The organism is Cohaesibacter sp. ES.047 (assembly GCF_900215505.1).
Classification (GTDB): Bacteria; Pseudomonadota; Alphaproteobacteria; order Rhizobiales; family Cohaesibacteraceae; genus Cohaesibacter.
In genome coordinates, this window is the sequence record NZ_LT907844.1 from 3,889,720 (window position 1) to 3,916,336 (window position 26,617).

The 26,617-nt window shown below is 53.8% G+C and carries 18 protein-coding genes, 2 tRNA genes and 1 pseudogene; 9 read left to right on the plus strand and 12 right to left on the minus strand.

The window, feature by feature from the left end; translation table 11 throughout:
• Positions 1-73: 73 nt before the first annotated feature.
• The 7 genes from CPH65_RS17760 to CPH65_RS17790 form a co-directional block, all read right to left on the minus strand.
• Positions 74-826: a M48 family metallopeptidase gene (locus CPH65_RS17760; protein WP_096175099.1), complete on the minus strand. Its 753-nt coding sequence runs from the start codon at positions 824-826 to the stop codon at positions 74-76.
• Positions 826-4,092: a type I restriction endonuclease subunit R gene (locus CPH65_RS17765; protein WP_096175100.1), complete on the minus strand. Its 3,267-nt coding sequence runs from the start codon at positions 4,090-4,092 to the stop codon at positions 826-828. Before CPH65_RS17765 ends, CPH65_RS17760 begins: the two co-directional genes overlap by 1 nt.
• A gap of 17 nt (positions 4,093-4,109) precedes the next feature.
• Positions 4,110-5,393 (minus strand): restriction endonuclease subunit S, encoded by a 1,284-nt coding sequence (locus tag CPH65_RS17770; RefSeq protein WP_096175101.1) that lies wholly within the window; start codon positions 5,391-5,393, stop codon positions 4,110-4,112.
• A complete protein-coding gene (locus CPH65_RS17775; RefSeq protein WP_096175102.1) occupies positions 5,383-7,851 on the minus strand; it encodes a class I SAM-dependent DNA methyltransferase in 2,469 nt (822 codons plus the stop codon). The genes CPH65_RS17770 and CPH65_RS17775 overlap by 11 nt, the downstream gene beginning before the upstream one ends.
• 334 nt (positions 7,852-8,185) lie before the next feature.
• Positions 8,186-8,638, minus strand: coding sequence for a hypothetical protein (locus CPH65_RS17780; RefSeq protein ID WP_157747777.1), 453 nt, complete (start codon positions 8,636-8,638; stop codon positions 8,186-8,188).
• Between the two features lie 288 nt (positions 8,639-8,926).
• Positions 8,927-10,507, minus strand: coding sequence for a DUF6538 domain-containing protein (locus CPH65_RS17785; RefSeq protein ID WP_096175104.1), 1,581 nt, complete (start codon positions 10,505-10,507; stop codon positions 8,927-8,929).
• 116 nt (positions 10,508-10,623) lie between these two features.
• Positions 10,624-10,699: transfer RNA gene (locus tag CPH65_RS17790), tRNA-Asn, on the minus strand.
• 286 nt (positions 10,700-10,985) lie between these two features.
• Here CPH65_RS17790 and CPH65_RS17795 point away from each other — a divergent pair.
• The 3 genes and pseudogenes from CPH65_RS17795 to CPH65_RS17805 all read left to right on the plus strand — a co-directional run.
• Positions 10,986-11,189: pseudogene (locus CPH65_RS17795) on the plus strand (hypothetical protein); the annotation flags it as partial.
• Between the two features lie 125 nt (positions 11,190-11,314).
• Entirely contained in the window at positions 11,315-11,869 is a 555-nt protein-coding gene (gene cobU, locus CPH65_RS17800; protein ID WP_096175105.1) for a bifunctional adenosylcobinamide kinase/adenosylcobinamide-phosphate guanylyltransferase, read from the plus strand.
• Positions 11,870-11,908: 39 nt separating this feature from the next.
• Positions 11,909-13,378, plus strand: coding sequence for a cobyric acid synthase (locus CPH65_RS17805; RefSeq protein WP_096175106.1), 1,470 nt, complete (start codon positions 11,909-11,911; stop codon positions 13,376-13,378).
• 27 nt (positions 13,379-13,405) lie between these two features.
• Here CPH65_RS17805 and cbiB read toward each other — a convergent pair whose 3' ends face one another.
• Positions 13,406-14,413 carry an adenosylcobinamide-phosphate synthase CbiB gene (gene cbiB, locus CPH65_RS17810; RefSeq protein ID WP_244574444.1) on the minus strand — a complete coding sequence of 336 codons (1,008 nt, stop codon included), beginning with the start codon at positions 14,411-14,413 and terminating at the stop codon, positions 13,406-13,408.
• Positions 14,410-15,438 carry a threonine-phosphate decarboxylase CobD gene (cobD, locus tag CPH65_RS17815; RefSeq protein ID WP_096175107.1) on the minus strand — a complete coding sequence of 343 codons (1,029 nt, stop codon included), beginning with the start codon at positions 15,436-15,438 and terminating at the stop codon, positions 14,410-14,412. The genes cbiB and cobD overlap by 4 nt, the downstream gene beginning before the upstream one ends.
• Positions 15,439-15,669: 231 nt before the next feature.
• On the opposite strand from cobD, the gene CPH65_RS17820 reads away from it, so the two are divergent.
• Positions 15,670-16,401 carry a Card1-like endonuclease domain-containing protein gene (locus CPH65_RS17820; RefSeq protein ID WP_096175108.1) on the plus strand — a complete coding sequence of 244 codons (732 nt, stop codon included), beginning with the start codon at positions 15,670-15,672 and terminating at the stop codon, positions 16,399-16,401.
• Between the two features lie 57 nt (positions 16,402-16,458).
• On the opposite strand, the gene CPH65_RS17825 is transcribed toward CPH65_RS17820, so the two are convergent.
• Positions 16,459-16,532 (minus strand) — tRNA-Cys (locus CPH65_RS17825).
• A gap of 324 nt (positions 16,533-16,856) precedes the next feature.
• Here CPH65_RS17825 and CPH65_RS17830 point away from each other — a divergent pair.
• The 5 genes from CPH65_RS17830 to CPH65_RS17850 all read left to right on the plus strand — a co-directional run bounded on the left by CPH65_RS17830 (position 16,857) and on the right by CPH65_RS17850 (position 24,080).
• On the plus strand, positions 16,857-17,510 hold the full coding sequence (locus CPH65_RS17830; RefSeq protein WP_096175109.1) for a protein-L-isoaspartate O-methyltransferase: 654 nt from the start codon (positions 16,857-16,859) through the stop codon (positions 17,508-17,510).
• 369 nt (positions 17,511-17,879) lie between these two features.
• The gene (locus CPH65_RS17835; protein ID WP_197703881.1) at positions 17,880-19,265 is read left to right on the plus strand and encodes a TolC family outer membrane protein; all 1,386 of its coding nucleotides are present in this window, start codon (positions 17,880-17,882) and stop codon (positions 19,263-19,265) included.
• Positions 19,266-19,574: 309 nt separating this feature from the next.
• A complete protein-coding gene (locus tag CPH65_RS17840) occupies positions 19,575-20,315 on the plus strand; it encodes a PopZ family protein (RefSeq protein ID WP_096175111.1) in 741 nt (246 codons plus the stop codon).
• Between the two features lie 287 nt (positions 20,316-20,602).
• On the plus strand, positions 20,603-23,461 hold the full coding sequence (locus CPH65_RS17845) for a valine--tRNA ligase (protein ID WP_096175112.1): 2,859 nt from the start codon (positions 20,603-20,605) through the stop codon (positions 23,459-23,461).
• 151 nt (positions 23,462-23,612) lie between these two features.
• Positions 23,613-24,080, plus strand: coding sequence for a DUF1203 domain-containing protein (locus tag CPH65_RS17850; protein WP_096175113.1), 468 nt, complete (start codon positions 23,613-23,615; stop codon positions 24,078-24,080).
• A gap of 179 nt (positions 24,081-24,259) precedes the next feature.
• Here the strand turns inward: CPH65_RS17850 and CPH65_RS17855 are convergent, their stop codons facing one another.
• Together CPH65_RS17855 and CPH65_RS17860 are read right to left on the minus strand one after the other, a co-directional pair.
• The gene (locus tag CPH65_RS17855) at positions 24,260-25,942 is read right to left on the minus strand and encodes a methyl-accepting chemotaxis protein (RefSeq protein WP_096175114.1); all 1,683 of its coding nucleotides are present in this window, start codon (positions 25,940-25,942) and stop codon (positions 24,260-24,262) included.
• Between the two features lie 438 nt (positions 25,943-26,380).
• Positions 26,381-26,596 carry a hypothetical protein gene (locus CPH65_RS17860; protein ID WP_096175115.1) on the minus strand — a complete coding sequence of 72 codons (216 nt, stop codon included), beginning with the start codon at positions 26,594-26,596 and terminating at the stop codon, positions 26,381-26,383.
• Positions 26,597-26,617 lie beyond the last annotated feature (21 nt).

Sequence of the window (26,617 nt, forward strand, 5' to 3'; positions counted from 1 at the left end):
CTTCGGCTCAGAACTCCCACAACAAACCAGTTTGTCAGCAATCTTTTTTGGAACGACCAGGGATGGCGAGTTTCTATAACCCTTCAACCTGAATTCCGTTTTCTGCCAACCATGCCTTCCGCCATCTCCAGTCGGGAAGATGCTGCTCGACCTTGATCCAGAAATCTGCAGAATGGTCGGGATGGTGCGCATGAGCGAGCTCGTGAATGACAACATATTGAGCTATGCGTGGCGGCAAGAGGATGGCCTTCCAATGGAAGAGAATTCGGCCATCGCTGCCGTATGAGCCCCATCGATAGCCAAGGTCCTGCACCTTTACCTCTTTTATTTTCACGCTCATGCGGCTTGCGTTTTCCGATACCTGCTTTTCAAACCACTGTTGGGCCCGCCTTATGTACCATGAAACGAAAATATCACGTCCTCTGTTAACCGACGGCTTTCGAAGGCAAAAGCGACCGTTCTTCAGTGAGAGATCAACAAGCTGCCGTTCGACGAGCTTAAGTCTGTAGCTCTTTCCGAGATAAAGGAAACCTTCACCTTCAACAAACTCCTTGACCGGTGTCCGTTGTTGCAGTCTTGCCTTCTCCTGAATCTTTGTGTGAATCCAGAGAAGCTTCTCTTCTATGAAATCGACGAGATCTTGATCGGCAACCTGTGTCGGGGCGGTCACTGACAAATCGCCGGTCCGTTCGACTGTTATCTGTATGGTTTTACGGCGATCGCTGCGTTGAACCGCAAAGACAAGATCATCAACTGTGATCCTGTGATCGTTCTCGCGTGCCGACTTTCCTCCAGTTCTTACTGGTGACAGTGGTAAGTCCGGCATCAGATACCTCTCAGCTTGTCATCGTTGGCTTTGGCTTGCTGCATGATCTTGTCGGCAAGTCTCTCGGCCAAGACAACATCCATTCCCTTCACCGGCTGGTCTAGGATGATCTCGAAAATCTCGGCGCGAAGATTTTCCTGATCAGCCATCTTGTAGCCACTCCATATGGATCGATTGGCCAAGATCTCTTCCACGATGCGATCAACGACCACCATGGTCAAAACATGATAGGCGCGAAGTTCCGCTGCAGAGCTGGCCTCATCTGCCCCACAGGCGTCGAGAACAGTCCGCAAGAATGGAACATAGATGTCAGGAATATCTGCTCCACTGTTATCTGCCTTCTGAGAATCCGATCGCAAGTCGTCAATGATTGCCTGAAGCTGATCTATGATCTGATCCCACTGCTGCCCAAAGCCATCGAGAATCTGGTTCAACCGCTCGGAGATTTTCTTGAACCGAACGGGATCTGAATCGAGATTTTTCCGGATGAAGGAGCGGATTGCATGCTCCATTTCCGACGCCTTGGCGCGATTGCCCGCTGCCTGTTCGACCTGATGTTCGAACTCGGCATCGGTCAACTGCACCGGCGGGATCTTGGGATCGATCCCAAGGGAGATGACGTGATCGTCAATCAGCTTACGCACCTTGGCGCCGACATCCGACCCGATGACTGCAACGTCACGATAGCGATTGCGGGCGCGGGCATGAATATAGGCAAGCCGTTTAGCGTCCTTCACGAAGGGCAGGCCATCGGGGCGCGGCAGAATGATCTCAAGAGACTTCAGGAAATCCTTGAGCTTCACGGTGAACTCTGCACGCACTTTCTCGGTTGCGAGAACGTTCAGGCAGTCTTCGTCATTTGAAATGTCATCCAGCCCGGCATGCCTGAAAATGTCGATAACGCGGATATATCGGTCTCTCAAGACAGGAACCTGATCGCTCAGGCTTGCCAATGCACCATCGATATCCTCATCGGAATAGGCCGCAAGAGCGGCTTTAAGGTGATGGGCGACACCGAAGTAATCGACAACAATCCCGCATGTCTTGCCGAACCCGGTCCGGTTCACGCGCGCAATCGCCTGTAAAAGCTCGGCTTCCCTGATCGATCGGTCAAGATACATCACACCCTCGATCGGAGCGTCGAAGCCTGTCAGAAGCATGGATTTGACAATCAGGAAAGCCAGAGGATCAGACTTTGTCTCATCCTTGTGAAAGAGGGGCTTCTTGAACCGTTTGATCCTAGCTTCCTGGGCAGATCCGTCAGTCCACTGTTTCCAGCTCGCATCGTCGTTATTGTCGCCGGACATGATTGCCGCAAATTCCAGCTTTGCGAGGGTTTCCCGATATCGCCAGGCCTGAACCAGCGCCTGCAGGCGCGGCGGCCTTGTGCAGAGCTCTTCATCATCCAGAGCCTTGTCGCTATCTGACAAGTGCTCTGCCTCGGCCAGAAGCTCTTCTTTGGCCACGAGAAAGGCCGAGTAATATCGGATCACTGCGGTCCGGCTATAGGCCACCACCTGCGCCTTGTAACCATTAGGCAGAAGGTTGGTCACATAGTGCCGCAACATGTCACGGGCCTTCTCGGCGATCAGTGCCGGGGCCTCGAGAATATTGCCTTTGGTGGCATATTTTTGGCGGATTGCCTCTAATTCTTCTTCTGTTCGATCACTGAACATGTCCTCGAACAGATCGTCCAGCGTGGCACCGTCCTTGACGGCTCCCTTGGCCGTGCGTCCCTCATAGAGGATGGGAACGGTGGCACCGTCGGCTTCGGCTTCCTTGATCGTATATTTGTCGATGAATTCGCCGAAAATCTGGGTCGTGCGCTTCTTCTCTCCCATAATGATGGGTGTGCCAGTGAAGCCGATCCGGGCGCAATTGGGGAGCGCGGCGAGCAGATTGGCATGCAGATCGCCCGCCTGGGTCCGATGGGCCTCATCGACAACAACGAGGATAGACTCGTCTTCGTTCAATACCTCGAAGACCGGCCCTTTAGCCGCATCTGCGGTATCCTCATCGGTGCGGTATTTCTGGATCGTGGCAAAGATCAGTCCCGGCCCCTTCCGCCGGGCCAGTTCTTTCAAGGCCCCAGAGGATGAAGCCATTTCTACGACGTCGCCCGACAGCATCGCTGTTTCGGAAAGTTGGCTCTGAAGATCGCGGCGATCGGTGACCATGATCACCTTGAATTTCCGCAGGCACGTATCGGTGCGCATCTTGCGGATCATGAACATCATGGTCAGGCTCTTGCCCGAGCCCTGCGTATGCCAGACGATGCCGCCCCGGCGATCATATTCGCCATCTTCTGCGCGTGTCTCGCCGGTTTTCAGCCTTTCAAGGGCTCGGTTCACGGCCCGATATTGCTGATACCGGCAGGCAATCTTGATTGTTTGGCCACCGGCCTGCATGAACAGAATGAAGTGCCGAACGATATCCAGCAGATGGGCAGGGCGCAGCAAACCGGCGACAAGACGCTCCTGCTCCGACAGACTCTTCTTGCCCATTGCCTTGGCAATGTCATCCTCAGAGCCGGAACCATCCGGGCCGACAACGGTCTTCCACTGGCCGTAATAGTCCAGCCCGGCCCCAATGCAGCCGACGCGGGCCTGATCGAAGCTTGTGGCAATCAACAGCTGAGCAGAGGCGAAAAGGGCCGGTGCGCCTTCGTTTTCCTCAACTTCCAACGCCGCCTTGCGGGCATTGTGATAGCGGCGGAGCTGCTTGACCGCTTCGGCCAAAGGTTCCGGGATTCCGGGACTTTTGGCTTCGACCACCACCAGGGGAATGCCGTTCACGAGAAGAACGACATCTGGGATGATGAAGCCTTTGCCCGTGTCATAGCCGGGAGGACAGTCAACGCGAAACTGGTTTGCAATGGTGAAACTGTTGGCGTCCACATCATCCCAGGCGATGTAACGGATGGTCTGGCTGCGCCCGCCGTCCCAGCCCGGCAGACCATCAACGGTCAGCCCCTTCAGAAGCAGCTCGGTTACCGCCTGATTGGCCTCCATCAGGCCCTGCTTGCCGTGGCGCGTGAGGGCGCTGACGGCTTCGGAGATGCGGGCATCGTCAAGCCAGGGCTGGCCATCAGGGCCGGGATTGATGGAACGAAGGCGCTCGCGCAAGGTTGCCTCGGCGATGACCGCCTTGAAGCTCGCTCGTCCCGTCAGGGTTGGGTCATCCATGTTGCCCGTCTGCGCCTGCCAACCCATGGCGACACATTGGTCCATGAAGGGTTTTTCAACATCGGTATATTCATGACCCATAACCTGCCCCCCTCGGTTTATAGCAGCGGTTTGACAGACACCCGACCAGTAAGCAGGTCGTCCATCAGGCCGGTTTTCTGAAGGCGAAGCTTTTCGAGAAGCGTGCATTCGACAGAAATCTTTACATCAGCATCTGCCAAAATCCGCATCAATCGCAAGCACTCACGCTCTGGTGGAATCCCCATTCGTAGCTCTCGAAGACTTGTGAGATTTAGTCCTGGTTTGCTCTGCCCATATTGTGCGTCAAGGATTTGAGAGTTCCCTGGCCCTCCAGCGACAAAGTAGCGCCCAGCGTATGCGCCGAGGCTTTTGTTATAAAAGCGAACTAATCCGACATGTTGACTAACAAAAGCCACTTCGTTCCATGTGTCCGGAACAACACAAGCATTGCCCACACCGTTCCCGGTAATCGTTACCAAGAAGTCAGATGCTTCCACTTCAGTTCGCGCCCCTTCGGTAGAAGCTGCAACATTCACGTGCTGTCTATCTGTTAGATCAAAGCTTCCCATCCGAACATTTTGACTTCGGATGAATAATTGCCCGTCCGCAGCATAGTATTTTGCCCACCCTCGGGATCCGCTGGTAATCAAACTTGTAATGTCTCGCAGATAAGATACATCCCACTCCTTCGGCAGCCAGCCGAGAGGGGTTTGTTTGTAGAGATGGGGAGCCTCGGACAGGGTGGGGCGGAGGTTGCCGTTGGCGTCGATGCCGCGGGTCAGCAGATCATTGAGCAGCCCCTGCTTCATGGCCTTCAACTTGGCCACCACCGTCTCAGTCTCCCGTATCGCCTCATCCAGAGTATCAAGGAGCTCGGCGATCTTGTTCTGAAGAGCAATAGAAGGGTTTGGTACTAGCCAGAGTAGCGTTTCCCGAGGTGACGCACGAGTGTGGCTATTCGTTGACCCTACAGAAACTTTGGCAAGAACAGAAGAAAAACGTCGACTTTCAAAATATGATTCCCAGAATCTCAAATTAACATCTTGGTTGATTGGCTCAAAACAAATAAACTCAGTCGACGCACATGTATTCTCTTCGATTGGAAAAACCGCTTTTACACGTGGTTTTCTAGGGTTCAGCTTTGATACGAGGATGCATGGTTTATTCAAAAGAAACTTATTACTCTCAATTTCTTCTCCAGGTTCAGTCACAGGACCACCGAATTTGTCAAAGGCAGGAATACTGTAATGTGTAAATAGAGAGTTGCGAGAGGATTTCGGATTTATCTGAGCCGTATTGATCCTGAAGAGTTCCCGCAAAGGCAATGAGGCCATTAGCGGATTAATAGTTTCAGACGACATAGCCCAACCCCTTCAGGAACCCTGCCAGCTTTTCAGTGGCCTTGGACCTCTTGTCCTCGATTTCCATCAAAGTCTCGTGATATTTGTCCCACCAAGTCTCGAATGACGCAACGATCCGGCTGCGTTGTGCAACAATGTAGCGGCAGAGGATCTTCTCTATGTCATCATGCAGGATAGTCAGCAGCAGATCAGAGGCGGCCTCAGGCGAAAGCCCGTCGACGTCCCGGTTGAGGGTCTCGGAAAACGCATCTTGCCGGGATTTGAGAGATTTCTTGACCTTCCTCAGCTCTGCCTTCCATTTCTTGATCTGAGTCTCATCCACGGGCTCGGCATCGTCATTCTCTTCCTCGTCCTCTTCGGGCGTGGAGGTTGCGGCCTTGATCTCGGCATCAAGCTCGGCCTTGCGGGCCTCGAGCTCGGTCAGCTCCCGCACGAAATCGGCCATCAGGAAAGAGACAAGCTTGTGGTCCAGCGGGTTTTCCTTGCTACTCTTGTCGTCAAGGGCGGTGACAATGGATGTACGCCAGGCATCGATCACGCCTTTGGATTCGCGCGCCATGAGCGTGAGAAAGTCGAAATGGGACTGCTCCCAGAACTGGGCGATGATACCGCGCACGGTGAACGGATCCAGCATTTTCAACTTTTCAAGCGTGGTCGAAAAGCTATTGAGCAGAGTACTGCGCAAGCCGATGAGTGCCTCGGCATCCTCTGTTCCGGCAAGGGCTGTGATGTCATCCGAATGGTCACGCCACCAGGCATTGAAGCTTTCAAGGATGGCCGCCTCACGCGCCTTGAGGCCAGCATTGTCTTCGACCATAGGCTTGATATCGGTTCTTTTGGCGATTTCAGCCCGGAAATCCAGATAGTGCTCATCATGCGGCACGAGCAGGTCCATCGGATCGAGGTCATGTGAGGTGAAAAGCCCAGCCTTGCTCTCGACTTCGACCTTAGGAACACCACCAACCAGATGCGCCCGAACATCATGTGGCTCCGGCGGCGGAGCGTTGTCGGCATAGCGGCGGATATTGAGGTTCCAGTCATTGTTTTTCAGGGTCTTCACGTCGACAATCGTCGAGAAACCTGGGATTTCGCGGAATTCCTCGAAGATGGTGACGATCTTCTCGATATGCTCGGGCATGAGATGGTTCTGCGCCCGACCTTCAGCATATTCGCGGTCGGCATTGATGAACAGCACCTTGCCCTGACGATCCTTCGGCTTGCCGGAGACGCGATTGGCACCATTGGAGACATTCTGGCGCAACACGATCACACAGGTGGGAATGCTGGTTCCATAGAAAAGCTGCGGACCAAGGCCGATAACAGCCTCGATCATGTCCTTCTCGATGATCTGCTGCCGAATCCGGCCTTCGTCACCCCCTCTAAAGAGAACGCCGTGAGGCATGACCGTGGCGACCATACCGCCGTCGCGCGTAACCGCCAGCATATGCTGGAGGAACATGAGGTCGGCCTTTTTGGAACCCAAGGGAACCTGATGGAAGAAACGTTCGGGGAATTGCGGCTTCCAGACGAATTCACCTTTTGTGTTTTTGTCTTTCGATCCCCAATTGATCGAGAAAGGCGGATTGGTGAGGATCCGGTCGAACCGTCGCAGCTCGCCGTTCTCAACATGCTGTGGGGCTGCCAGGGTATCGTCATTGCGCAGATCTGCGCTATTGATGTCATGCAACAGCATGTTCATCTTGGCAATGGACCAGACTGTGCCCGCATTCTCCTGGCCGAAGAGGTTGGCCTTGCGGCCGTCCTGGCCATGTCGATCGATATAGTCCTTGGCCTCGATCAGCATACCGCCCGACCCGCAGCAGGGATCATAGATATCATGTTCTAGGGCAGGCTTCAGGAGCCGGACCATCATCCGGACAACTGAGCGCGGCGTGTAGAATTCACCGCCTTTTTTCCCTGCTGAATCAGCGAATTGAGAGATCAGATACTCATAGGCTGCACCAAGAAGATCAGGAAACTCAAAGTCAGCGTTTCGGAGGCGGATCATTCCAAAATGGGTGATCAATTGACGCAATTTCTGGTCACTGATCTTGCTTTGGCCGACCTTACGGTTAAAGTCGATATGTTCCAGCACACCTTCCAGCGCGATATTGTTTTCTTCAATGCCGCCAAGTGCCTTGTTGAGCTTGTCGCCGATATTCTCATGGGCTTCATCAACGAGATAAGAGAAGCGGGAGTGAGGGGGCACCCAGAATGTCCCACTCTTGCCGTACCACACCTTGTTCTCTGCATCTTCTGCGGCCTGTTCGGGCGAAGCTCCACTTGCAATCCGTTTCTGGATGACGGCTTCACGAGCCTGCTCAAACACGTCTGAACAGCGCTTCAAGAAAAGCATGCCGAAAATGTATTCCTTGAACTCGGATGCATCCATCTTACCGCGGAGAATGTCTGCAGCACTGAAAAGGTGTCGCTCAAGCTGAGCAAGCGTCAAAGGCATATTGTTATTCTCGTCTTGTTTGACTGCGTCCGATAGTGGACCAGTATTGTTTCAGAACGCAGCGATTATAATAATCAGATCTATACGCCTTGCGTCGGCGGTTGCAAGTGTCAATAATATTTAGTGAAATAAGCCATCTAGCACCTAAAACACTCACTCCAGAAGCCATTCGATCTCTACCTCGAAGGCATCCCGGATTCTGGTAGGTATGTCTTGAGCCACGCTTCCAACAGTCCTGTAGACATTACAACGTTAACTCGTTCGCCACTATCCGCGAAACTAGAGGTTCTTGGGCTACTTCGGCCAGGATTTCATCGCTGTTTGCAGCCCACGTTTAGAGCACCTGTTCTATTAGATTAAATTCCATATGATCCCGCGCAACCATGAAACTCTCCTTCCACGCCTTTGGAGACATGTTTGAGGGTGGATTGAATTGGAAGAAGTAACCCACCACCAGCATGCGGCAGGTTTCATCGACCGCTGTCATATAGTTGAGATTGGGTAATTGATCGCCATCCTCGTCGGGCTCACTCATGAAATCATTTCTGGTCAATCTTGTCCCCGTGATAGCTTCAAAAGCGAGGAGCAGCTCATCGAACTGCTTCATGCAATCATCGGACAAATCGGAGTCGAATTTATAGTAACCCGAGATTTCACCACCACTAGCTCTTGTCTCAGCGATCACCTTGGCAACTTCATCAGACGCCAGTTCTCGACATCTGAATGATCCACTACCTAAATTCTTCACGCTGATGTCATGGCCCATAGAGATAAACAGGTCTGTCACAATACATTCTCCATTTTCTGCCGTCTCTGATTGCTGATTTACCCATGAAGGCAGCAATCAGGGGCGGCAGAGGCTTCGAACTCAGACCAGAAGCGCGAAATCCAACGAATTCACTATATTCATCAAACAAAAATCACCACAAAATTAGTCATATAATAAAATTTCACATCAAATGAAACAATATTTATTTCGCAAACGAAACGATACACATCGCAAAGCTCCAATCTGCGCGTCCAGTTGCCGCAATCACAGCAACTATTTCCAAACCTGGATAAAAGCCGAAACTTGCTAAACCACATTGACGTCGAAGGGCAGGGCGGCCTTCTCCATCCAGCATGCCATCTCCTGCAGTTTGTCATCGAAATCAGGATCGTCGGGAAAAGCACCATATCTGCCATGAATATCATCTGCATGCCCCGTGATGTGGCGCTGAATATGCTCAGGCACCGCATTTTGGCGCAACCGTTCAGTATACTCATGTCGCAGGGAATATACTGTGGTTTTCTCGGTGCGAAGGCCGTTGCCCAAGAGAAACTTATTGGCGGCCGAACTGAAGGCATTTGACTTGTCGTAATAGCGCAGGAAGCCTTCAGGGTGCCTTTTGATCGATTCCAAAGCAATACTGACCAACGGTACTGCTCTGACCCTGCTATTGGTTTTAACTATATTTCTAAGCTCGCCTTGCAACGTCGGGGCTATCAGGATGTGAGGAATAGGATGATCGAGGCAGATTTTCTCGGCCGTCAGATGAAGGAGCTCCTGGGGTCCGCAGCCGGTCTCGACGATTGTATACAAAATTCGCCGTGCCTGTTCGTTGGTTCCGGTCAATCCGACTCCCTGCAGCCATTTATCCCGTATTGTTGCGGTTGAAAATGTTACGCGCGTTTCGGTAGAATCTCGTGGCGAAGTCTTTTGCGGAGCCGGAAATTGCTTCTTCAGGCCTGCGAAGGGGTTTTCTTTCCGTTGGCCATACTTGTTCAACCAGTTATGCTCATCCGCATAACACTGCCATATATAGGAAAGGTCCTGCAGCTCTTTGAGCGCGCCGGAACGGGTGAGTGGCCTTGCTCCCTCCACAGGTCTATGGATCAAATTGAGCCAGTGATCCTTGAACAGAATGGCCTGATGGCGTGTTATGCTCTTCAACGGCACATCGCCCACCAGTTCTATGAATCTTACCACAGCGCGCTTTTTGGGGTTCTTGTGGTTCTTCTTCTGCGCTTTCGACATCCCCTCCATCTTGGCTACCGCAAACTTTTCAAAGAAATCCTCAAGTGCTTCGGATAGCTTTAGATTCTCGTCGTCTGACTGACTGTAGTCTCCCATGGAAGCCCGAACAAACTGAGATGGGTCGTCAAAATTTATGGCAACGGAACCAACCTTCTGCGCATTATGCATGATCCCGCGATACATATCCGCGATATCGGCAGGCAAAGTATCAAGCCAGGAATCGAATCTGCTCAGCTGGCCATCAGCTGGCCCTGCAAAAATTTCTTTCAGCTCTTCTTGATAATGTTCATGCAAGGTAGCGCCAGCTTTGCCATTTGGCAGGCTGGGAAGCTTCATCGGCACCCTTTCTGTACCAAAGAGCTGCATGAGGTCATTGCTTGCCACAGCGAGGTCTGTGGCGCTTTGAAAGGGCTTTCCGGTCACGCGCAACGATCGCCAAAAACGTTCGTCCGCATCGGCGAGAACGTCTCGGCGAGACATGGCGATATCCGCATTCTTTGTCTTAAGCGATTTCTGGATAGGGTTGGGCCTGTCGTCGAGACCACGGACATCTTTGGGAATAGATCGGGTATAATAGAACACGCCACGATTTTTGGTGATGTATTTTGTTTCTCGCATGCTGCCCATGGCAGAATCCATCCCATTTTCTATTGCATTCCTATTGCATTTTCTATTGCAATAGTCCTTGCGATTCAATGAAGATGGCTGATTTCTGCGAAAAAGGGCCTCCTGAAATCAATCAGAAGGCCCTAATATGGCTCCCCAGGCCGGACTCGAACCAGCGACCCAGCGATTAACAGTCGCTTGCTCTACCAACTGAGCTACTGGGGAAAACTTTTGCCGCGAAGCGTCTTGCGCGCCTCAACGTTGGTGTGGTGGTTTCTAATCGAGCTTTGCCCGATTGCCAAGCCCCTTTTTTGAACTTTATCGCATCTCTTGTGGAAGAATAGACCGGGCTGACAGGTTTGTCACCTGTTTGTGAAAGAGCAGCATTCCAAGAAGGCGGTATATCTCGCTAAAAAGTGTATTTTCCGCACATTTCCATGCTAACTGCTTTGCATCTCGTGCCATAAAGGCATGTCACCAGCCTGACACCAAGCCAAAGACGCCCCGCCCGATGATCAAACCAAAGCGAGAGATTCAGATTGCCCGCTGGAGGATTCCGATACCCGGAACGCCGCTCGCACGCAAATCACTCGGAAGCGCGTTGATTGTAGGGGGAATCCTTGGGTTTTTGCCGGTGCTGGGCTTCTGGATGATTCCCTTGGGTCTGATGGTCCTTTCGATCGATTTGCCTTACTTGCGCAAATATCGCAGAAAGTGGGATGTGAAGCTTGAAAAGCGCCGCCGCTCGCAAGTACCGGATGGCCCGGACGCCCCGGATGAAGAAGCGAGCGCCAGACAAGCGCCCAAGGACCCTTCATCCCGCAAGGATATATCAGACCAATGACAGCTCAGGACATAAGAACCACGCTGATTCTTGGTGGCGCCAAATCCGGCAAGAGCGCCTTTGCAGAGTCTCTCTGCACACAAAGCCCCTATGAATTGCTCTATGTGGCAACATCTCCCAGATTTGAACACGATGAAGAGATGGCCGAGCGAATCCGGCAACACGAGCTCCGACGCGGTCCCCGTTGGCAATGCGTCGAAGAAGAAATCATGCTTGCTGACGTCCTCACACAAGCCTGTCACCCCGGACAGGTCATCCTGATCGATTGCATGACCATGTGGCTGAACAATCTCCTTTTTCACGGCCACCCGTTGGAGGACCATGTGGAAAGCCTCTGTCAGGCGCTCTTGGCGTGCGAGGCACACATTCTGCTCATTTCCAACGAAGTGGGGCAGGGGATCGTGCCGGTGACAGCAGACGGGCGCGCCTTTCGGGACCTTCAGGGCAGCCTCAACCAGAAGCTTGCCAGAACCTGCGACCGCGTCATTGAGATCCGGGCCGGACTGCCTCTTTTGCTCAAACCGTCACCCACCCCACAGATAAGCCTCTAAGGCTAACCGCACAGCGCAGACAATCGGAAAGACAGCATCATGACCGCCATCATGTTTCAGGGCACCGGATCGAACGTCGGCAAATCCATGATGGTGGCTGGCCTCTGCCGCCATTGGAAGAATCAAGGCCTCAAGGTCGCCCCCTTCAAGCCACAGAACATGTCGAACAATGCAGCGGTTACCATGGAAGGCGGCGAGATCGGCCGCGCTCAGGCGCTTCAGGCCCTAGCCTGCGGGCTCGAACCGAGCATCCATATGAATCCGGTTCTTCTAAAACCAGAGAGCAACACGGGAAGCCAGGTGGTGGTGCAGGGAAAGGCAATCGGCCAGATGAAGGCCCGCGACTACGCAAGCCACAAGAAATCGCTCCTCAGCGCCGTGATGGCCTCGTATGACCATCTCAAGGCAGATGCCGACATCGTCGTGATTGAGGGTGCTGGCAGCGCCTCGGAGGTCAACCTGAGGGCAGGGGACATTGCCAACATGGGGTTTGCCGAAGCAGCCAAGCTACCGGTCATTCTCATCGGCGACATCGACCGGGGCGGCGTCATCGCTTCGCTCGTGGGCACACGTCACATTCTGCCCGCCGCAGACCGCGCGCTCGTCCGCGGCTATGTCATCAACAAGTTTCGCGGTGATCCGACCTTGTTCACATCGGGTCTCGATATCATTACCAGTGAAACAGACTGGCCCTCTTTCGGAGTTCTGCCCTGGTTCGACCATGCAGCAAAGCTTCCAGCTGAAGACAGCGAAGATCTGTCCCGCGATGCAAAAGGTACTCACGAGGATGGAAGCCTCAAAATCGTCGTGCCGGTCTTGCCGCGCATCGCCAATTTCGATGACCTAGACGCCCTGCGCTCGGATCCATCCATATCGGTTGAAATGATACGAAGTGGAAGACCGCTTCCGCTCGACGCTGATCTTGTCATCCTGCCCGGTTCAAAATCCACCATTGCCGATTTCGAAGCCATGAAGCGCGAAGGATGGGATATCGATATCAAGGCCCATGCTCGGAAGGGTGGTCATGTGCTCGGCCTTTGTGGTGGCTACCAGATGCTCGGCCGATACATTCATGATCCGCAAGGGGTCGAAGGACCTGCAGGCTCAAAATGCGAAGGCCTCGGCCTGCTCGACATCGAAACCGTGATGGACGGAGAGAAACGCACGGTGCGGATAGAGGGCACCCACATTGAAAGCCAAAGCCCCATGCATGGCTATGAGATCCATATCGGGTCGAGTGATGGACCGGATAGCTCCCGACCGCTGTTTGAGATCGAAGGCCAAAGCGAAGGGGCCCGATCCCCCAACGGGCGCATCATGGGCAGCTACATTCACGGCCTTTTCAATCAGGACACCTTCCGCGGGCAATTCTTCAAGAGTCTGGGCCATCAGACCTCCGCCCATTCCTACGATGCGATGGTGGATGAAACATTGGACCTATTGGCCGATCACGTCGCGAACAATCTCGACACGGATGGCCTGCTTGCAATTGCCCAAGGCGGGCTTTGAACGGGCTTGATGTCTGGAAATTGGTGACTAGAGAAGATTGGAAAAAAGCGCCAAGGCGGCAACGCATCCACCCTCGATCCAGCAGGCAGAATGATAAAGCGAGAGCGATGCCTCGATCTCCGCAGCTCCGATCTCGCGCTTGCCATCCGGATTGACGAATGGCTCATCCGTCAGTGCGTCACCATAGTAGCGCGGGCCGGAAAGCGCGATATCAAGCCGCTGTGCCATCGCGGCCTCGGGCCAGCCAGCATTCGGCGAGCGGTGACGGGGCGCATCTGCCAGAATGCCCTGCCACAGTTGAGAAACAGCCTTTGAGCGCATAGACGCTTCGGAGCGGAAAGGCGCGAATAGCAACAGCGCCATGGTCAATCGCGCCGGAACCAGATTGAGCAGATCGTCAAACCGGGCTGCCGCCCAGCCAAAGGCCTCATATCGCTCGGTCCTGTGACCGATCATGCTGTCAGCGGTATTGACGAACTTGTAGATGATGAGGCCGGGCAGCCCGAAAAGACAAAACCAGAAAACGGGAGCAACGATGCCATCGGAGAAATTCTCCGCAAGGCTCTCAATCGCCGCTCGAGCAATACCCGGCTCGTCCAGCTTTTTTGGATCCCTGCCGACAATCATCGAAACAGCCTGCCGTCCACCCGCGATATCGTGAAGGGCGAGCGGATCCTGCACCGCCTGAACATGATCATAAAGGCTACGCTGGGCCACAAGAACCGATCCGGCAACACCGATTACCAGATATCCGACCCAGCCAGCCATCAAAAGCACGGCTTCGATCAACCATGCAGCAAGACCAAGGCACACAATGCCCAGCGCCAGGCCAACAAAACCTGAAAGACGACGGGAGGAGGATGAGATATGTTTATTGGGATCATTAAAGCAATGATCCCAGATATCGATCAGCTTGCCGAACCATACAACAGGATGCGGCACCTTGCGCCAGACCCACTCGGGCTCGCCAAACAGAGCATCAACCAGCAAAGCAATGACAACGGCAAAAAGAAGACCGCCACCGGAGAGGATCACCGCAAAGAAACCTTGCTCAATGCATCATCAAGCCGCTCAAGAGCCTCGTCATCGATCGGAATGCCGATCCGCAAATAGTCGGCGCGATAGTCGAAAATGCGGGTCCAGATGTGCATTTCCGCCAGCTTGCGATGAAGCGCCCGCGCTTCTTCGTTGATCACCAGCCGGAACAGCGGCGTGCCACCAGCGATATAAAGACCACGCTTCTCCAAAACCTCGTCGAGCTTCTCGGCCCGTCCGGTGAGGAAGGCGCGCTGCTGTTTTTGCCATTCAATATCATTGAGCGACTGCGTTCCCACACGAAGGGCAGGGGTCGACACGGCCCAGGGGCCCAACATGTCACGAATCTTGCTCAACTGGACTTCATGGCCCAGCAGGAACCCTAGGCGGATCCCCGACATGCCGAAGAACTTGCCATAAGATCTCAGAACGACGGTGTTGGGCAACGCGCCCAATTGGGACACGATGCTGTTGTCCGGAACAACATCGGCAAAAGCTTCATCGACGATCAGAAGCCCGCGCTGCTTTTGCAGCTTGTTCGCCAGCTCAATCAGCTTGCCCGCCTCGATCTGGCGACCGTCGGGATTGTTGGGGTTGACGATCAGCAGGCAATCACCGGGGAAGAATTCCTTGGGAACATCCTGAACCATTGCCACATCGACGCCAGCACGCGCCATTGAGCGCTGATGCTCACTGTAGGTGGGACCAATGATGAGGCAGCTCTGGTTGGTCCCCAAAAGTACAGGCATGGACTGAATGAGAGACTGTGTGCCGGGAGAGGCGACAATGGAAACTTCATCAGGAACGCCATAGGCGCGGCGCGCCGCCGCCAGACAATCAACCATATCGACCTGGTTGGGCAGACAATCAATCGCATCCAGAGCGATTTCTCTGTCAAATGGATAGCTTGTCTTGTTGATACCGCTGGAAAGATCGAGCCAGTCCTCACGAGCCCCGCCGAAGCGCGCTATGGCAACAGATAGATCCCCGCCGTGCATCATGATATTATCGTCGCTGGCAACCATAACCCGACATCCATTCTATATTTTTGAGATTTCGACTAGGACATAGCCCCTTTGGACTTTGGATGCAAATGCAAAGCCCCAAAATGGGTATAAGCCCACCTTCTTGACTGTTCATGCAATTGAGGCCCTTTTCTGAGCACACAATATGCGCTTTAACTCATGCTTAGCCCTTGAAAGCCCCTCAGAACCAGCCGATTCATGCGCTTTATAATAACAGCTTGGAACGTTTGCATGACAATTGAAAAATTGATCGAAGGTCATGGTGCCACACTCGACATACGCAACTCTGGTGATCTTGTCGCAGCACAAGCCCACAAACCCGCCTCCATCGCGATTGCCAATGACTATCGTGTGTTCGAGCGGATCAGAAAGCGCCTTTTCAAGGGGCAATTGCAACGCAGCGGTCTAAGCCAGACGGAAGCGAGAATCATAAAGGCTCTGGAGGCGGTTGGCCTTGCGGGTGAGACGCCTGAGGGAACGCTCGGCGCGTTAACATCAAGCGCGCGCCGATTCATCACCGGCGGATGGCTCGAAGAAGTCAGTTGTCTCGCGGCTCTCGAAGCGGGTGCCGACCAAGCACTTTTCGGGCAGCACATCCGCTGGAGCATCGATGGCTACCACGGTGAGAACGAAGTTGACGTCATTGCCCGATTTGGCGAGCGCTTGGCCTTCTATTCCTGCAAAGCCTATGGCGCGACTTTCAAGAGCTCGAACGACCGTAGCCGCAAGAAGTTGATGCAGGCGCTGCACGAAGCGGACAATCTTGGCGATCATTTCGGGGGAGAGAAGGCCTATGTCGGTCTGATCATCTCATCAGATCTTTATGACGAGATCGCCAGAGAACCGAAATACGAAGGGCTGTTCGGCAAGGCCCGTGCCTTGAAGGTCGATCTCATCACGCTCGAAGAGCTCGAATGGCCACATCTGGTCGAAGCAATGGGCCGCCCAAAATCTAACAATTGATGCGAAGCCACATCGCTTGCGCGTCTGAAACGAAATAATAGTATCAAGGAGAAGGGTTGGAGGCTCGAGCCGGAATCGAACCGGCGTACACGGATTTGCAATCCGCTGCGTCACCACTCCGCCATCGAGCCATCCGATCGAGTGGTGCGAGCTCAATAGCAAAAGGCTCATGGCTACTCAAGTCTATTTCCAAGGTATTTTGTATTTTTTATGAACAACGCACAATTCCGCCACCGGAAAGGGCACAAAATGGGCAAGGGATGAGAGGACCATCGACCAATTTCCCAAAACTCAAACCTTGCAACCTTCCCGGCACGGCGATAAGGACAATAGGGTGTGATGTGAAACCTTGCATCGGAATCGCGAAATTCTGACGGCTTTTGCGTGGCTGGTACAAACAACGCCCTGACGGCAAGACTGCCGGATCAGAAAATGGTGACACGGGGAGTGCAAACATGGTCGGAACAAGCAAGGCGCGGCGTCAGATGGTCGATACCCAGATCCGAACGACCGACGTGACAGCCTATAACGTACTTGATGCCTTTCTCACCGTACCAAGAGAGCTGTTTGTCCCTTCAAGCAGCAAGGCCTTTGCCTATTCGGATGCAGACATCCGGATTTCCGATGAGCGAATCATGATGCAGCCTTCACCACTGGCAAAACTGCTGCAACTGGCTGACATCGCAACCGATGATCTGGTTCTTGTCATTGCGGCGAGCTCCGGCTACTCCGCTGCGCTCGTGTCGCATCTTGCCAATACGGTAGTCGCGGTAGAAAACGACGAGGACCTCGTCCAGCGCGCGCAGGACACAATTTCTGATCTTGGATATGACAATGTTGCCGTCATTTCCGGCGATCTGGCCGAAGGCGTCTCCTCAGAGGGGCCTTATGATGTCATCCTTATCGAAGGAACCGTCGGGCAAGTCCCGCAACATCTGCTTGAGCAGCTCAAGGACGGTGGCCGCCTCGTTACAGTCGATGGCAATGATCGCCGTGCCGAGGCGGTGAAGATTCTCAGAACCGGAGATCATTTCTCCCGCATTGCAGCATTTGATACCAACGCTCCGATTCTCAAAGAGTTCAGCAAGCCCGAGACTTTTACGCTGTAAAAAAGTGATTGCCTTGTAAAACCTACCAATCACGGGTTTCATATCGCTAGGTTCAGCTCAGACGCTATTCCTAATCTCCACATCTTTTTAGAGGTGCTAGCAGTCTCTTTCGTCCCCAATGCCGGCAGAGGACGAGATGGTGACGACGTCAAGGGAACCCTAAGGGCGTCTGTGCCTACCCCATAGGAGCTTACGTACCACGTAACCTGTTGCCTCAAAGCTGCATTAAGGCTTTTTTAAAGGAATCAAACATTCTGGCTCTAGGAAAATCAAAGCTCAGCGGCTAAAGTCCCACCGAAATCGAAAAAACAGAATGCCCGTTCACAGTTTATGTGTAACTTCGGGCGAAATCCTGTGGGAGTATCCGGTGTGGCTGGTCTACGTAAATTGACCCTTGGCAGCGTTTCCGCGTTGCTATTCATGACAAGTTTTGCCAGTGCCGAGAGCCTTTCAGAGGCTCTTTCGCTGGCCTATACGAACAATGCAACATTGAACGCAACACGCGCGGGTCTGCGCTCCGTTGACGAGAACGTCCCCCAAGCATTGTCGGGATACCGTCCTTCCATCAATGGCAGTGCATCGGCAACGCGGTCATGGCGCGAAAGCGAATTCGTGAGTGGCACGAGCCGCAGAAATCAGGAGAATTCCTCCAACATCGGTATGGAAGTTCAACAGATTCTGTATCGCGGTAACCGCACCAAAAATGGCGTCAAGAAGGCCGAATCAGCGGTTCAGGCAGCGCGTGAAAATCTCAAGGCAACCGAACAGGCCGTTCTTCTCGATGTCGCAACCGCCTACATGGATATCCTTCAGAATCAGGCCATCCTCGAATTGCGCAAGCAGAATGTTGCCTTCCTTCAGGAACAGGCACGTTCAGCCCGTGACCGCTTTGCGGTCGGAGAGACCATCAGCACTGATGTCAGTCAGGCAGAGGCGCGCCTGTCGAGTGCCATCTCTCTGGTCAAGCTTTCAGAAGCACAGCTCGCGTCGAGCCGGGCCACCTATGAATTGCTTGTCGGCAAGAAGCCAAACACGCTGGTTGCCGGTTATGCTGTGGACAACCTGTTCCCAAAATCGCTCGAAGCTGCGCTGTCACAGGGCCTGTCGAACCATCCCTCTATTCTCGCAGCCCTGCATCAAGTCGATCAGGCTCAGCTTGACGTGAAGATTGCCGAAGGCGCTCTGTTGCCGACCGTTTCAGTCAGTGCCAATGCTGGACGGTCTTGGAGCAACAACAACAGTGGTCGCAACATTGACGGTGCGACCAATTCCGCATCGATCACTGGTGCGGTGAACATCCCGATCTTTCAGGGTGGCGCCACGCACTCTCAGGTACGTCAGGCCAAGGAAACGCTTGGTCAGCGCCGGATCCAACTAGACTTGGCCCGCAATCAGATCCGCGCCCAGATCGTTTCCTCTTGGTCGATCTTGAACGCCGCCATTCCCCAGATTGAGGCGGCACAGGCAACGGTCAGGGCTTCTCGCCTCGCAACTCAAGGGGTGATTGAAGAGCAGAAAGTTGGCCAGCGCACCTTGCTAGACGTTCTCGACTCGCAGGCAGAACTGATCAATGCGCGGATTTCCCTCGTCCAGGTGCAGCATGATCGCATCGTCGCATCCTTCTCGGTCGCATCGGCCGTGGGAACATTGAGCGCTCAGAATCTGAAGCTCAAAGTTTCACAGTACAATCCGAATGAGCACTACGAGGCTGTTCGTGACAAGTGGATTGGCCTTCGCACCCCGGATGGTCGGTAAGATTAGCAAGGATAGAATTCCGCAAAGACCGGGCTTTGAAAGTCCGGTCTTCGTGTTTCAATCCACAGCAATCAGCGCTTCGCAACAAGAATAGGCGAGGGTTCAGAAATCCGAATTTCCCTTTCTTTACTTGATGGATAACGGGGAAATTAACGGATTATCGCTTCCCTCCACATGACAATCCTGCTTTTTTTCGGAACGCATTTCAACAATTTCGCAAACAGCCTATAGTTATAGGATGCGCGAATCATATCCGCGGCGGTATATGATCAGCGTTGAGACCTGTAGTCGGTAGTTTCGGGTGAGGCCATGTCCAATACAAGTGCAGCTCAAGAACCCTCAATGGAGGAAATTCTGGCGTCCATTCGCCGGATCATTTCCGATGAAGAAGCTGCAATAGCCGACGATCCCGCGCCCGAAGAAAAGGCAGCAGAAGAGGACGAGTCTGACACGAGCATGCTCAGTCAGGACGATCTCGACGCTCTGTTTGACAGCCCCGCCCCGGCGGAGGAGCCTGAAGACGACATGGCTGCGGCCATGGCCGCCATGGAGGAGGAGGAGGAAGAAGAATCCTCCGACGACGTCCTGGAACTTCAGTCCGAATGGCAGGAAACCGATCTGGTTGAACCTCAGGAAGAGGATCTGGTCTTCGCGAACGAAGAAGCTGAAGAGCAGGAAGAAGAAGACGAGCCGGAGCAAGACCCTGCATCTGCGTTCGAAAAGGCCATTCAGGAGACTTTGGACGAAAAAGTCCCGGAAATGCTCAAGGCAACCTTCGATGCGTCCCCGACGCCGGACGGCCCGCTGCCAGATGTCGAGCGCGGCGCACCATTGGTGTCTGACAACACATCCAAGGCCGTTCACAGCGCCTTTGGAGACCTGACGCACACAATCCTGTCCAACAACACACGGACCATGGAAAATGTCGTTGAAGACATGCTCCGTCCGATGCTGAAGGCATGGCTCGACCAAAATCTTCCCGTGATGGTCGAACGGCTCGTGCGCGCCGAAATTGAGCGAGTGTCAAGGGGTGAGCAGCATTTCCGCTGACCACCCGCACCAATCTCAACGTTATTTCCCCCACTCTTTGACAGTTGGCGTGTGCGGTCGTGTGCGGCACGCAACGACACTTATCCCTACAAAACCCTCTGTGCATCGGCTAGAAACCCGCATGATGGCTGCAAATGGTTGACATGCATGGGGAGAATGGGATTTACACCTTACCCGAGACAGTGTGCGATCCGTTTCACCAACACTGAGTGAAGCCGATCGGGACTCTAGATGGACAGGCCGCCAAAGCGCTCTGGCTTTGGCAAGCCCTGCGATATGGAAGAACAATGCTGGAGAAAACATTCGATGCTGCGGCCGTTGAGCCGCGCTTGTACGAGGCATGGGAACAGGCTGGTGCCTTCAAGGCTGGTGCTGGCAAGAAAGACGGGCAGGACAGTTTCTGCATCGTGATCCCGCCGCCGAATGTGACCGGGTCCCTGCACATGGGCCACGCTCTCAACAACACCCTGCAGGACGTCATGATCCGCTACTACCGCATGAAGGGTAGGGACGTTTTGTGGCAGCCCGGCATGGACCATGCAGGCATCGCCACGCAGATGGTTGTCGAGCGCCAGTTGGCCGCCAACAACGAGCCGAGCCGCCGCGATATGGGCCGCGAAAAATTCATCGACCGCGTCTGGGAATGGAAGGCCGAGTCTGGCGGAACCATCTTCAATCAGCTCCGCCGCCTTGGAGCGACCGCTGACTGGTCGCGCGAACGCTTCACCATGGACGAGGGCCTCTCGAAAGCCGTTCAGAAGGTTTTCATCGAGCTCTATAATGAGGGCCTGATCTACCGCGGTAAGCGCCTCGTTAACTGGGACCCCAAATTCGAAACCGCGATTTCCGATCTCGAAGTCGAGAATACAGAAGTCGACGGCCACATGTGGCACTTCAAATATCCGCTCGCTGGTGGGGAAACCTACACCTATGTCGAGAAGGATGAAGACGGCAACGTCATCTTTGAAGAAGAGCGCGACTATATCTCGATTGCCACAACGCGCCCCGAAACCATGCTGGGCGATGGTGCCGTTGCCGTTCATCCGTCCGATGAGCGCTATGCACCGATCCTTGGCAAGTTGTGCGAAATCCCGGTCGGCCCCAAAGAACACCGCCGCCTGATCCCGATCATCACAGATGAATATCCCGATCCCGATTTCGGCTCCGGTGCGGTTAAAATCACCGGCGCCCACGACTTCAACGACTATCAGGTTGCTCGCCGCAACAAGATCCCGCTTTATCGTCTGATGGACGAGAAGGCCGCCTTGCGCGCCGATGGCGCACCCTATGAGTTCTGCGCGAAAGAAGCTGTAAAACTTGCGAAAACCGGCGAGCTTCCCGATGAAGCATTCGTCGATTCCATCAACCTTGTTCCGGATGAATATCGCGGCCTTGATCGCTTTGAAGCGCGCAAGAAGATCGTCGAAGCCATCAACGAAGAAGGCCTCTGCGTTTTCACCAAGGACGATGAAGGCAACGAGATCCCGTTCGTTGAAAGCAAGAAGATAATGCAGCCGTTCGGCGACCGCTCCGGCGTCGTCATCGAACCGATGCTGACGGACCAGTGGTTTGCCGACGCCAAGACCTTGGCCAAACCCGCCATTGCATCGGTCAAGGAAGGCCGCACGAACTTCGTTCCCAAGAACTGGGAGAAGACCTACTTCGAGTGGATGGAAAACATCGAGCCATGGTGCATCTCGCGCCAGCTCTGGTGGGGCCATCAGATCCCGGCATGGTATGGACCCGAAGAATCTGTCTTCGTTGCCTATGATGAGGCCGAAGCCAAGGCTCAGGCCAAAGAAAAATTCGGCAAGGATGTCGAACTGACCCGCGATGAGGACGTTCTCGACACGTGGTTCTCCTCTGCGCTCTGGCCATTCTCAACCCTTGGCTGGCCCGACAAAACGCCCGAGCTTGAGAGCTATTATCAGACCGACGTTCTCGTAACCGGCTTTGATATCATCTTCTTCTGGGTTGCCCGCATGATGATGATGTCCATGCATTTCATGAAGAAAGAACCGTTCCACACGGTCTATGTTCATGCGCTGGTCCGTGATGAGCACGGCGCCAAGATGTCCAAATCCAAGGGCAACGTGATTGATCCGCTTGATCTGGTCGACGAATATGGGGCCGATGCGGTCCGCTTCACCCTCACGGCCATGGCCGCTCAAGGGCGCGACATCAAGCTGGCCACCAGCCGGGTCGCCGGTTATCGCAACTTCGGCACCAAGCTGTGGAACGCCACCCGCTTCACCCAGATGAACGGCTGCGCGCGCTCAGAAGGCTTCGACCCGACCGCCGTCAAGGAAACGGTCAATCAGTGGATCGTCACTGAGCTGTCCAAGACAGCCGATGAGGTGTCCGACGCCATTGAGACCTATCGTTTCAATGATGCGGCAAACACGCTCTATCGCTTTGTCTGGAACCTTTATTGCGACTGGTATATCGAGCTGTCCAAACCGGTGTTGCAGACCGAGGAAGACAGCGCAGCCAAAACGGAAACTCAGGCCTGCGCGGCTTGGGTTCTCGATCAGATCTGCCTGCTGCTGCATCCGATCATGCCCTACATCACCGAAGAGCTTTGGGCGGAGACCGGCAAGAGTGGCCCGCAACGCAACAGCTTGCTGGCACTTGAAGACTGGCCGAGCTATTCCATCCCGGATACCGGTGCAGCCGATGAGATCAACTGGATGGTCGACTTCATTTCTGCGGTTCGCTCGATCCGCTCAGAGATGAACATCACCCCGTCGACCCAGCTAAAACTGGAAATCGTCGGCGCATCGGATGAAACCAAGGCCCGCCTTGCCGCTCAGGACGCCGTCATCAAACGCCTTGCGCGCTGTGAAGACATCAAGGTCTCCGACACGGTTCCTCAAGGTTCAGCTCAGGTTGTTGTCGGCGAAGCCACCGTCTGTCTGCCGCTTGCAGGTGTCATTGACCTTGCCGCAGAGAAGGCGCGTCTGGAGAAAGAGCTCGACAAGATCGCCAAGGTCGCGGCCAAGTTCGAAGCCAAGCTCGGCAACGAGAAATTCCTCGCCAATGCGCCTGAGGAAATCGTCGCAGAACAGAAAGCAAAGCTTCAAGAGCAAAATGCTCTCAAAGCCAAGGTTCAGGAAGCGCTTGATCGCATTCTGGCCGCCAGTTAGGCCTGTTGAACTCGACTATTATCAAAGCCCCGGTGGAGCCGTTCACCGGGGCTTTTTTGTTGCGTCCATCTGGATAAGCAAGAAACGGGCTGCATGGGCGTGAAGGGCAGGGGAAGATCCCAAAAATCACGACTTTTAAAGGATCTCCCCCATGAGCTTCCGCATCGAAGGCCTCAGCCCAGACCGCTTTCGCCATCTCTTCGGCCTCTCAGATGAGGCGCTGGCGCAGCACAACGCGGTGCGGCATGTGGCAACGAACAACCCGGGCTTGCCAGACCGCATCTGCTTGCGCGATCTCGACATCGGAGAGAGTGCCATACTGCTCAATTACGAGCACCTGCCAACGTCGTCGCCCTATCGCTCCTCCCACGCCATCTATGTTTGGGAAGACGCAAAAGAGGCGACCTCTCTGACCGATATTGTGCCTGATGTGATGAAGCGGCGCATGATTGCTCTGAGAGCCTTTGACGAAGCCGACATGATGCTCACCGCTGATCTGGCGACCGGCGAAGAGATCGCGGCGACCATCAAGGAAATGTTTTCGGCTAGTTCGGTGCGCTACATTCACGCCCACTACGCCAAGCAAGGATGCTTTGCTGCCCGGATTGACCGAGCATAGCGCTGGTTCTTTTCAGAACTTTGGGCCTCATGGTTTTAGCCTCGGTCGACCTCGCCAAGCCTTGAGAGGCGACTAGTCATCTCGACCCATTCAAGACCGACCGCAGTGCGAAAAACCCCGACGAGCATGTCGCCGGGGTTCTTTCATTAACGGGAGAGACTTTGCTTGAAAGGCCTTTGCTATGCAGCGCTGACCTCGTCAAGAAATTCACCGATAAGGCCTTTCAATTCATCGGTGCTGACTTTCATTTCCGTCACTGCGGTCAACACGACATCGGCTGAACCGGTGGTGTCTCGTGCCTTGCCGCTTACCGCATGCATATTGGCCGTTGCTGATTGCGTACCCTGAGCGGCTTCCTGAACATTGGACGCAATCTCACCGGTTGCCGCGCCCTGTTGCTCGACAGCGGTGGAAATGGCAGTCGTGTACATATCGACTTCGCGCATGATCTCCGAAACCCCGGTGATCGACGTCAGCGTCTCATTGGTTGAGGACTGAATGGCGCTAACCTGAGCGCTGATTTCCTCGGTTGCCTTGGAGGTCTGGGTAGCAAGCTCCTTGACCTCTGCGGCAACAACGGCAAAGCCCCGACCAGCCTCGCCAGCACGAGCAGCTTCAATCGTCGCATTCAGCGCCAACAGGTTCGTCTGTTCCGCAATCGCCTGAATGAGACTGACGACCTCACCGATCTTGTGAGAGGCCACTTCGAGGCTCGCTACTTTGTGATTGGATTCTTCCGCACCGGCATTGGCCTTTGCGACCATGTCCTTGCTTCTTGTCGCCTGTCCCATGATTTCGGAGATGGACACGGTCAATTCTTCCGTTGCAGACGCAACATTCTCGACATTGCTGGTCGCTTCCTCCGCGGCGCTGGCGGCAGCCATCGTCTCATGCTCCGTCTCAGCCGCAATGCTTTTCACCCTGCCAGCAGCCTCATCCATTTTTTCGGTGTTGTGACTGACCAGTTCCAATGCACGATCAGCATTCCCCCGGAACGAGTGGATGAGGGTTTCGAGACGCGCCATGCGCTGCTTCTGCCTTTCGGAGTTCTGGCCGGTTTCAGATTCGAGCCGCTTGCGTTCGACTGCATTTTGACAGAAGGTCTCGACCGCACGGCTCATATCACCGATCTCATCCGCCCGATCGGTTCCGTTCACCTGAACATCGTGATCGCCGCCAGCAATCGCCAACATGGAGCTATTCAGCCCCCTGATCGGCGTTGCAATTGCACGTGCCAGCAAGAACCCCATTACGGCGCAAATGGTTATCAAAATGGCTGCGATGCTGCCACTTTCGATCGCCGAGGAAACGAAAGCATCGTCAACATCCGTCAACAAGACGCCAGATCCGAAAACCCAACCCCAAGGATTAAACGCCTTTACATAGCTAAGCTTTTTGTATTTTTCGCCATCAGAATTTTTCAGAGTATAATCCACATAACCGCCGCCATCTTGCTGTGCGGTATTGATAATTTCCTTGACATGATACTTGCCGTTGGCATCGCGGTCGTCAGCTCTGTTCACGCCTTCCAGGTGTGGCTTGCTAGGAAGTACCACAGTGGTCGCATCGAAGTCGTAGACGAACACATAGTCATTTTTTGCATAGCGTATGCCACGCAATGCATCTTTTGCCCTTTCCATGGCTTCAGCTTCGCTAAGCTTGCCGCTTTGCGCCATCTGGTAGTGCTGGTTGGCAATATTGTAGGCCGCTTCCACCACGGACTTGACTTCTTGCTTCTTGAAGTCGTGCAGGTTTATGTCAAGCATCCACATCTGGAATGCGAGCATGCTCACAAAAGCAATGCTGAAAAAGAACACAAGCCCATAAAGCTTTGCGGATACTGTCTTGAGGAACCAGTTCATGTCATCTTCTCCGACCAGAAACCGATCATTTAGATCGAAATAACTAAACTTCCTGGCGGAACCACAAAGCCTAGAAATGGTGTTTTGGCTATAACCTTCTAGATCTGATCTATGCTAAAGTCGTATGAAAAAACCATTAATCGGCAACAGCAATTCCCACGTGACTGCAAGTAAATTTGTCGTTGAAGTACATGTACTTAGGCATTTTTCTAGGAACGCTTGTCTTTGGAAACCATCCAGCAACAATCGAAACAATCACGCCGCCCTGCCAGTACGACTGGTTAACGCATCGATTCTATCAAGTCCCGTCATTTCAAGGAAATATGCGAACCGGCAACATCGCAAGATGTACAGTAGCTAATCTTGCGGCTGCAAGAGTTCGCAATCCTGTCAAAGGGGCCGCAAAGTGAGAGTGCAGACACAATCAAGGCATTAAGCTCAAGGCATTCTCGACGCAAAAAACACACAGACGATGCTGATAAGCCAAGGCACGGCTGCGAAAGCCAAGAAACCCAAATCAAAATAGTCAGCCGAACTGAACGTCTGTGTGGCATTGACACTACCAAACGCATTCGCGAGGCCGACTAGATACATCCATGCAAAAAATGGAATGACAAACGCAATAGCTGCGACGATGTAGAGAAGAATTTTCATGAACGGATGATAGCCATGTGC

What these genes read in the sequence shown, in the direction of transcription:
- CPH65_RS17760 (WP_096175099.1), bottom strand. Translation starts at nt 826, where the DNA reads ATGCCGGACTTACCACTGTCACCAGTAAGAACTGGAGGAAAGTCGGCA.
- CPH65_RS17765 (WP_096175100.1), bottom strand. Translation starts at nt 4,092, where the DNA reads ATGGGTCATGAATATACCGATGTTGAAAAACCCTTCATGGACCAATGT.
- CPH65_RS17770 (WP_096175101.1), bottom strand. Translation starts at nt 5,393, where the DNA reads ATGTCGTCTGAAACTATTAATCCGCTAATGGCCTCATTGCCTTTGCGG.
- CPH65_RS17775 (WP_096175102.1), bottom strand. Translation starts at nt 7,851, where the DNA reads ATGCCTTTGACGCTTGCTCAGCTTGAGCGACACCTTTTCAGTGCTGCA.
- CPH65_RS17785 (WP_096175104.1), bottom strand. Translation starts at nt 10,507, where the DNA reads ATGGATTCTGCCATGGGCAGCATGCGAGAAACAAAATACATCACCAAA.
- cobU (WP_096175105.1), top strand. Translation starts at nt 11,315, where the DNA reads ATGACAGCTCAGGACATAAGAACCACGCTGATTCTTGGTGGCGCCAAA.
- CPH65_RS17805 (WP_096175106.1), top strand. Translation starts at nt 11,909, where the DNA reads ATGACCGCCATCATGTTTCAGGGCACCGGATCGAACGTCGGCAAATCC.
- cobD (WP_096175107.1), bottom strand. Translation starts at nt 15,438, where the DNA reads ATGGTTGCCAGCGACGATAATATCATGATGCACGGCGGGGATCTATCT.
- CPH65_RS17820 (WP_096175108.1), top strand. Translation starts at nt 15,670, where the DNA reads ATGACAATTGAAAAATTGATCGAAGGTCATGGTGCCACACTCGACATA.
- CPH65_RS17830 (WP_096175109.1), top strand. Translation starts at nt 16,857, where the DNA reads ATGGTCGGAACAAGCAAGGCGCGGCGTCAGATGGTCGATACCCAGATC.
- CPH65_RS17840 (WP_096175111.1), top strand. Translation starts at nt 19,575, where the DNA reads ATGTCCAATACAAGTGCAGCTCAAGAACCCTCAATGGAGGAAATTCTG.
- CPH65_RS17845 (WP_096175112.1), top strand. Translation starts at nt 20,603, where the DNA reads ATGCTGGAGAAAACATTCGATGCTGCGGCCGTTGAGCCGCGCTTGTAC.
- CPH65_RS17850 (WP_096175113.1), top strand. Translation starts at nt 23,613, where the DNA reads ATGAGCTTCCGCATCGAAGGCCTCAGCCCAGACCGCTTTCGCCATCTC.
- CPH65_RS17855 (WP_096175114.1), bottom strand. Translation starts at nt 25,942, where the DNA reads ATGAACTGGTTCCTCAAGACAGTATCCGCAAAGCTTTATGGGCTTGTG.
- CPH65_RS17860 (WP_096175115.1), bottom strand. Translation starts at nt 26,596, where the DNA reads ATGAAAATTCTTCTCTACATCGTCGCAGCTATTGCGTTTGTCATTCCA.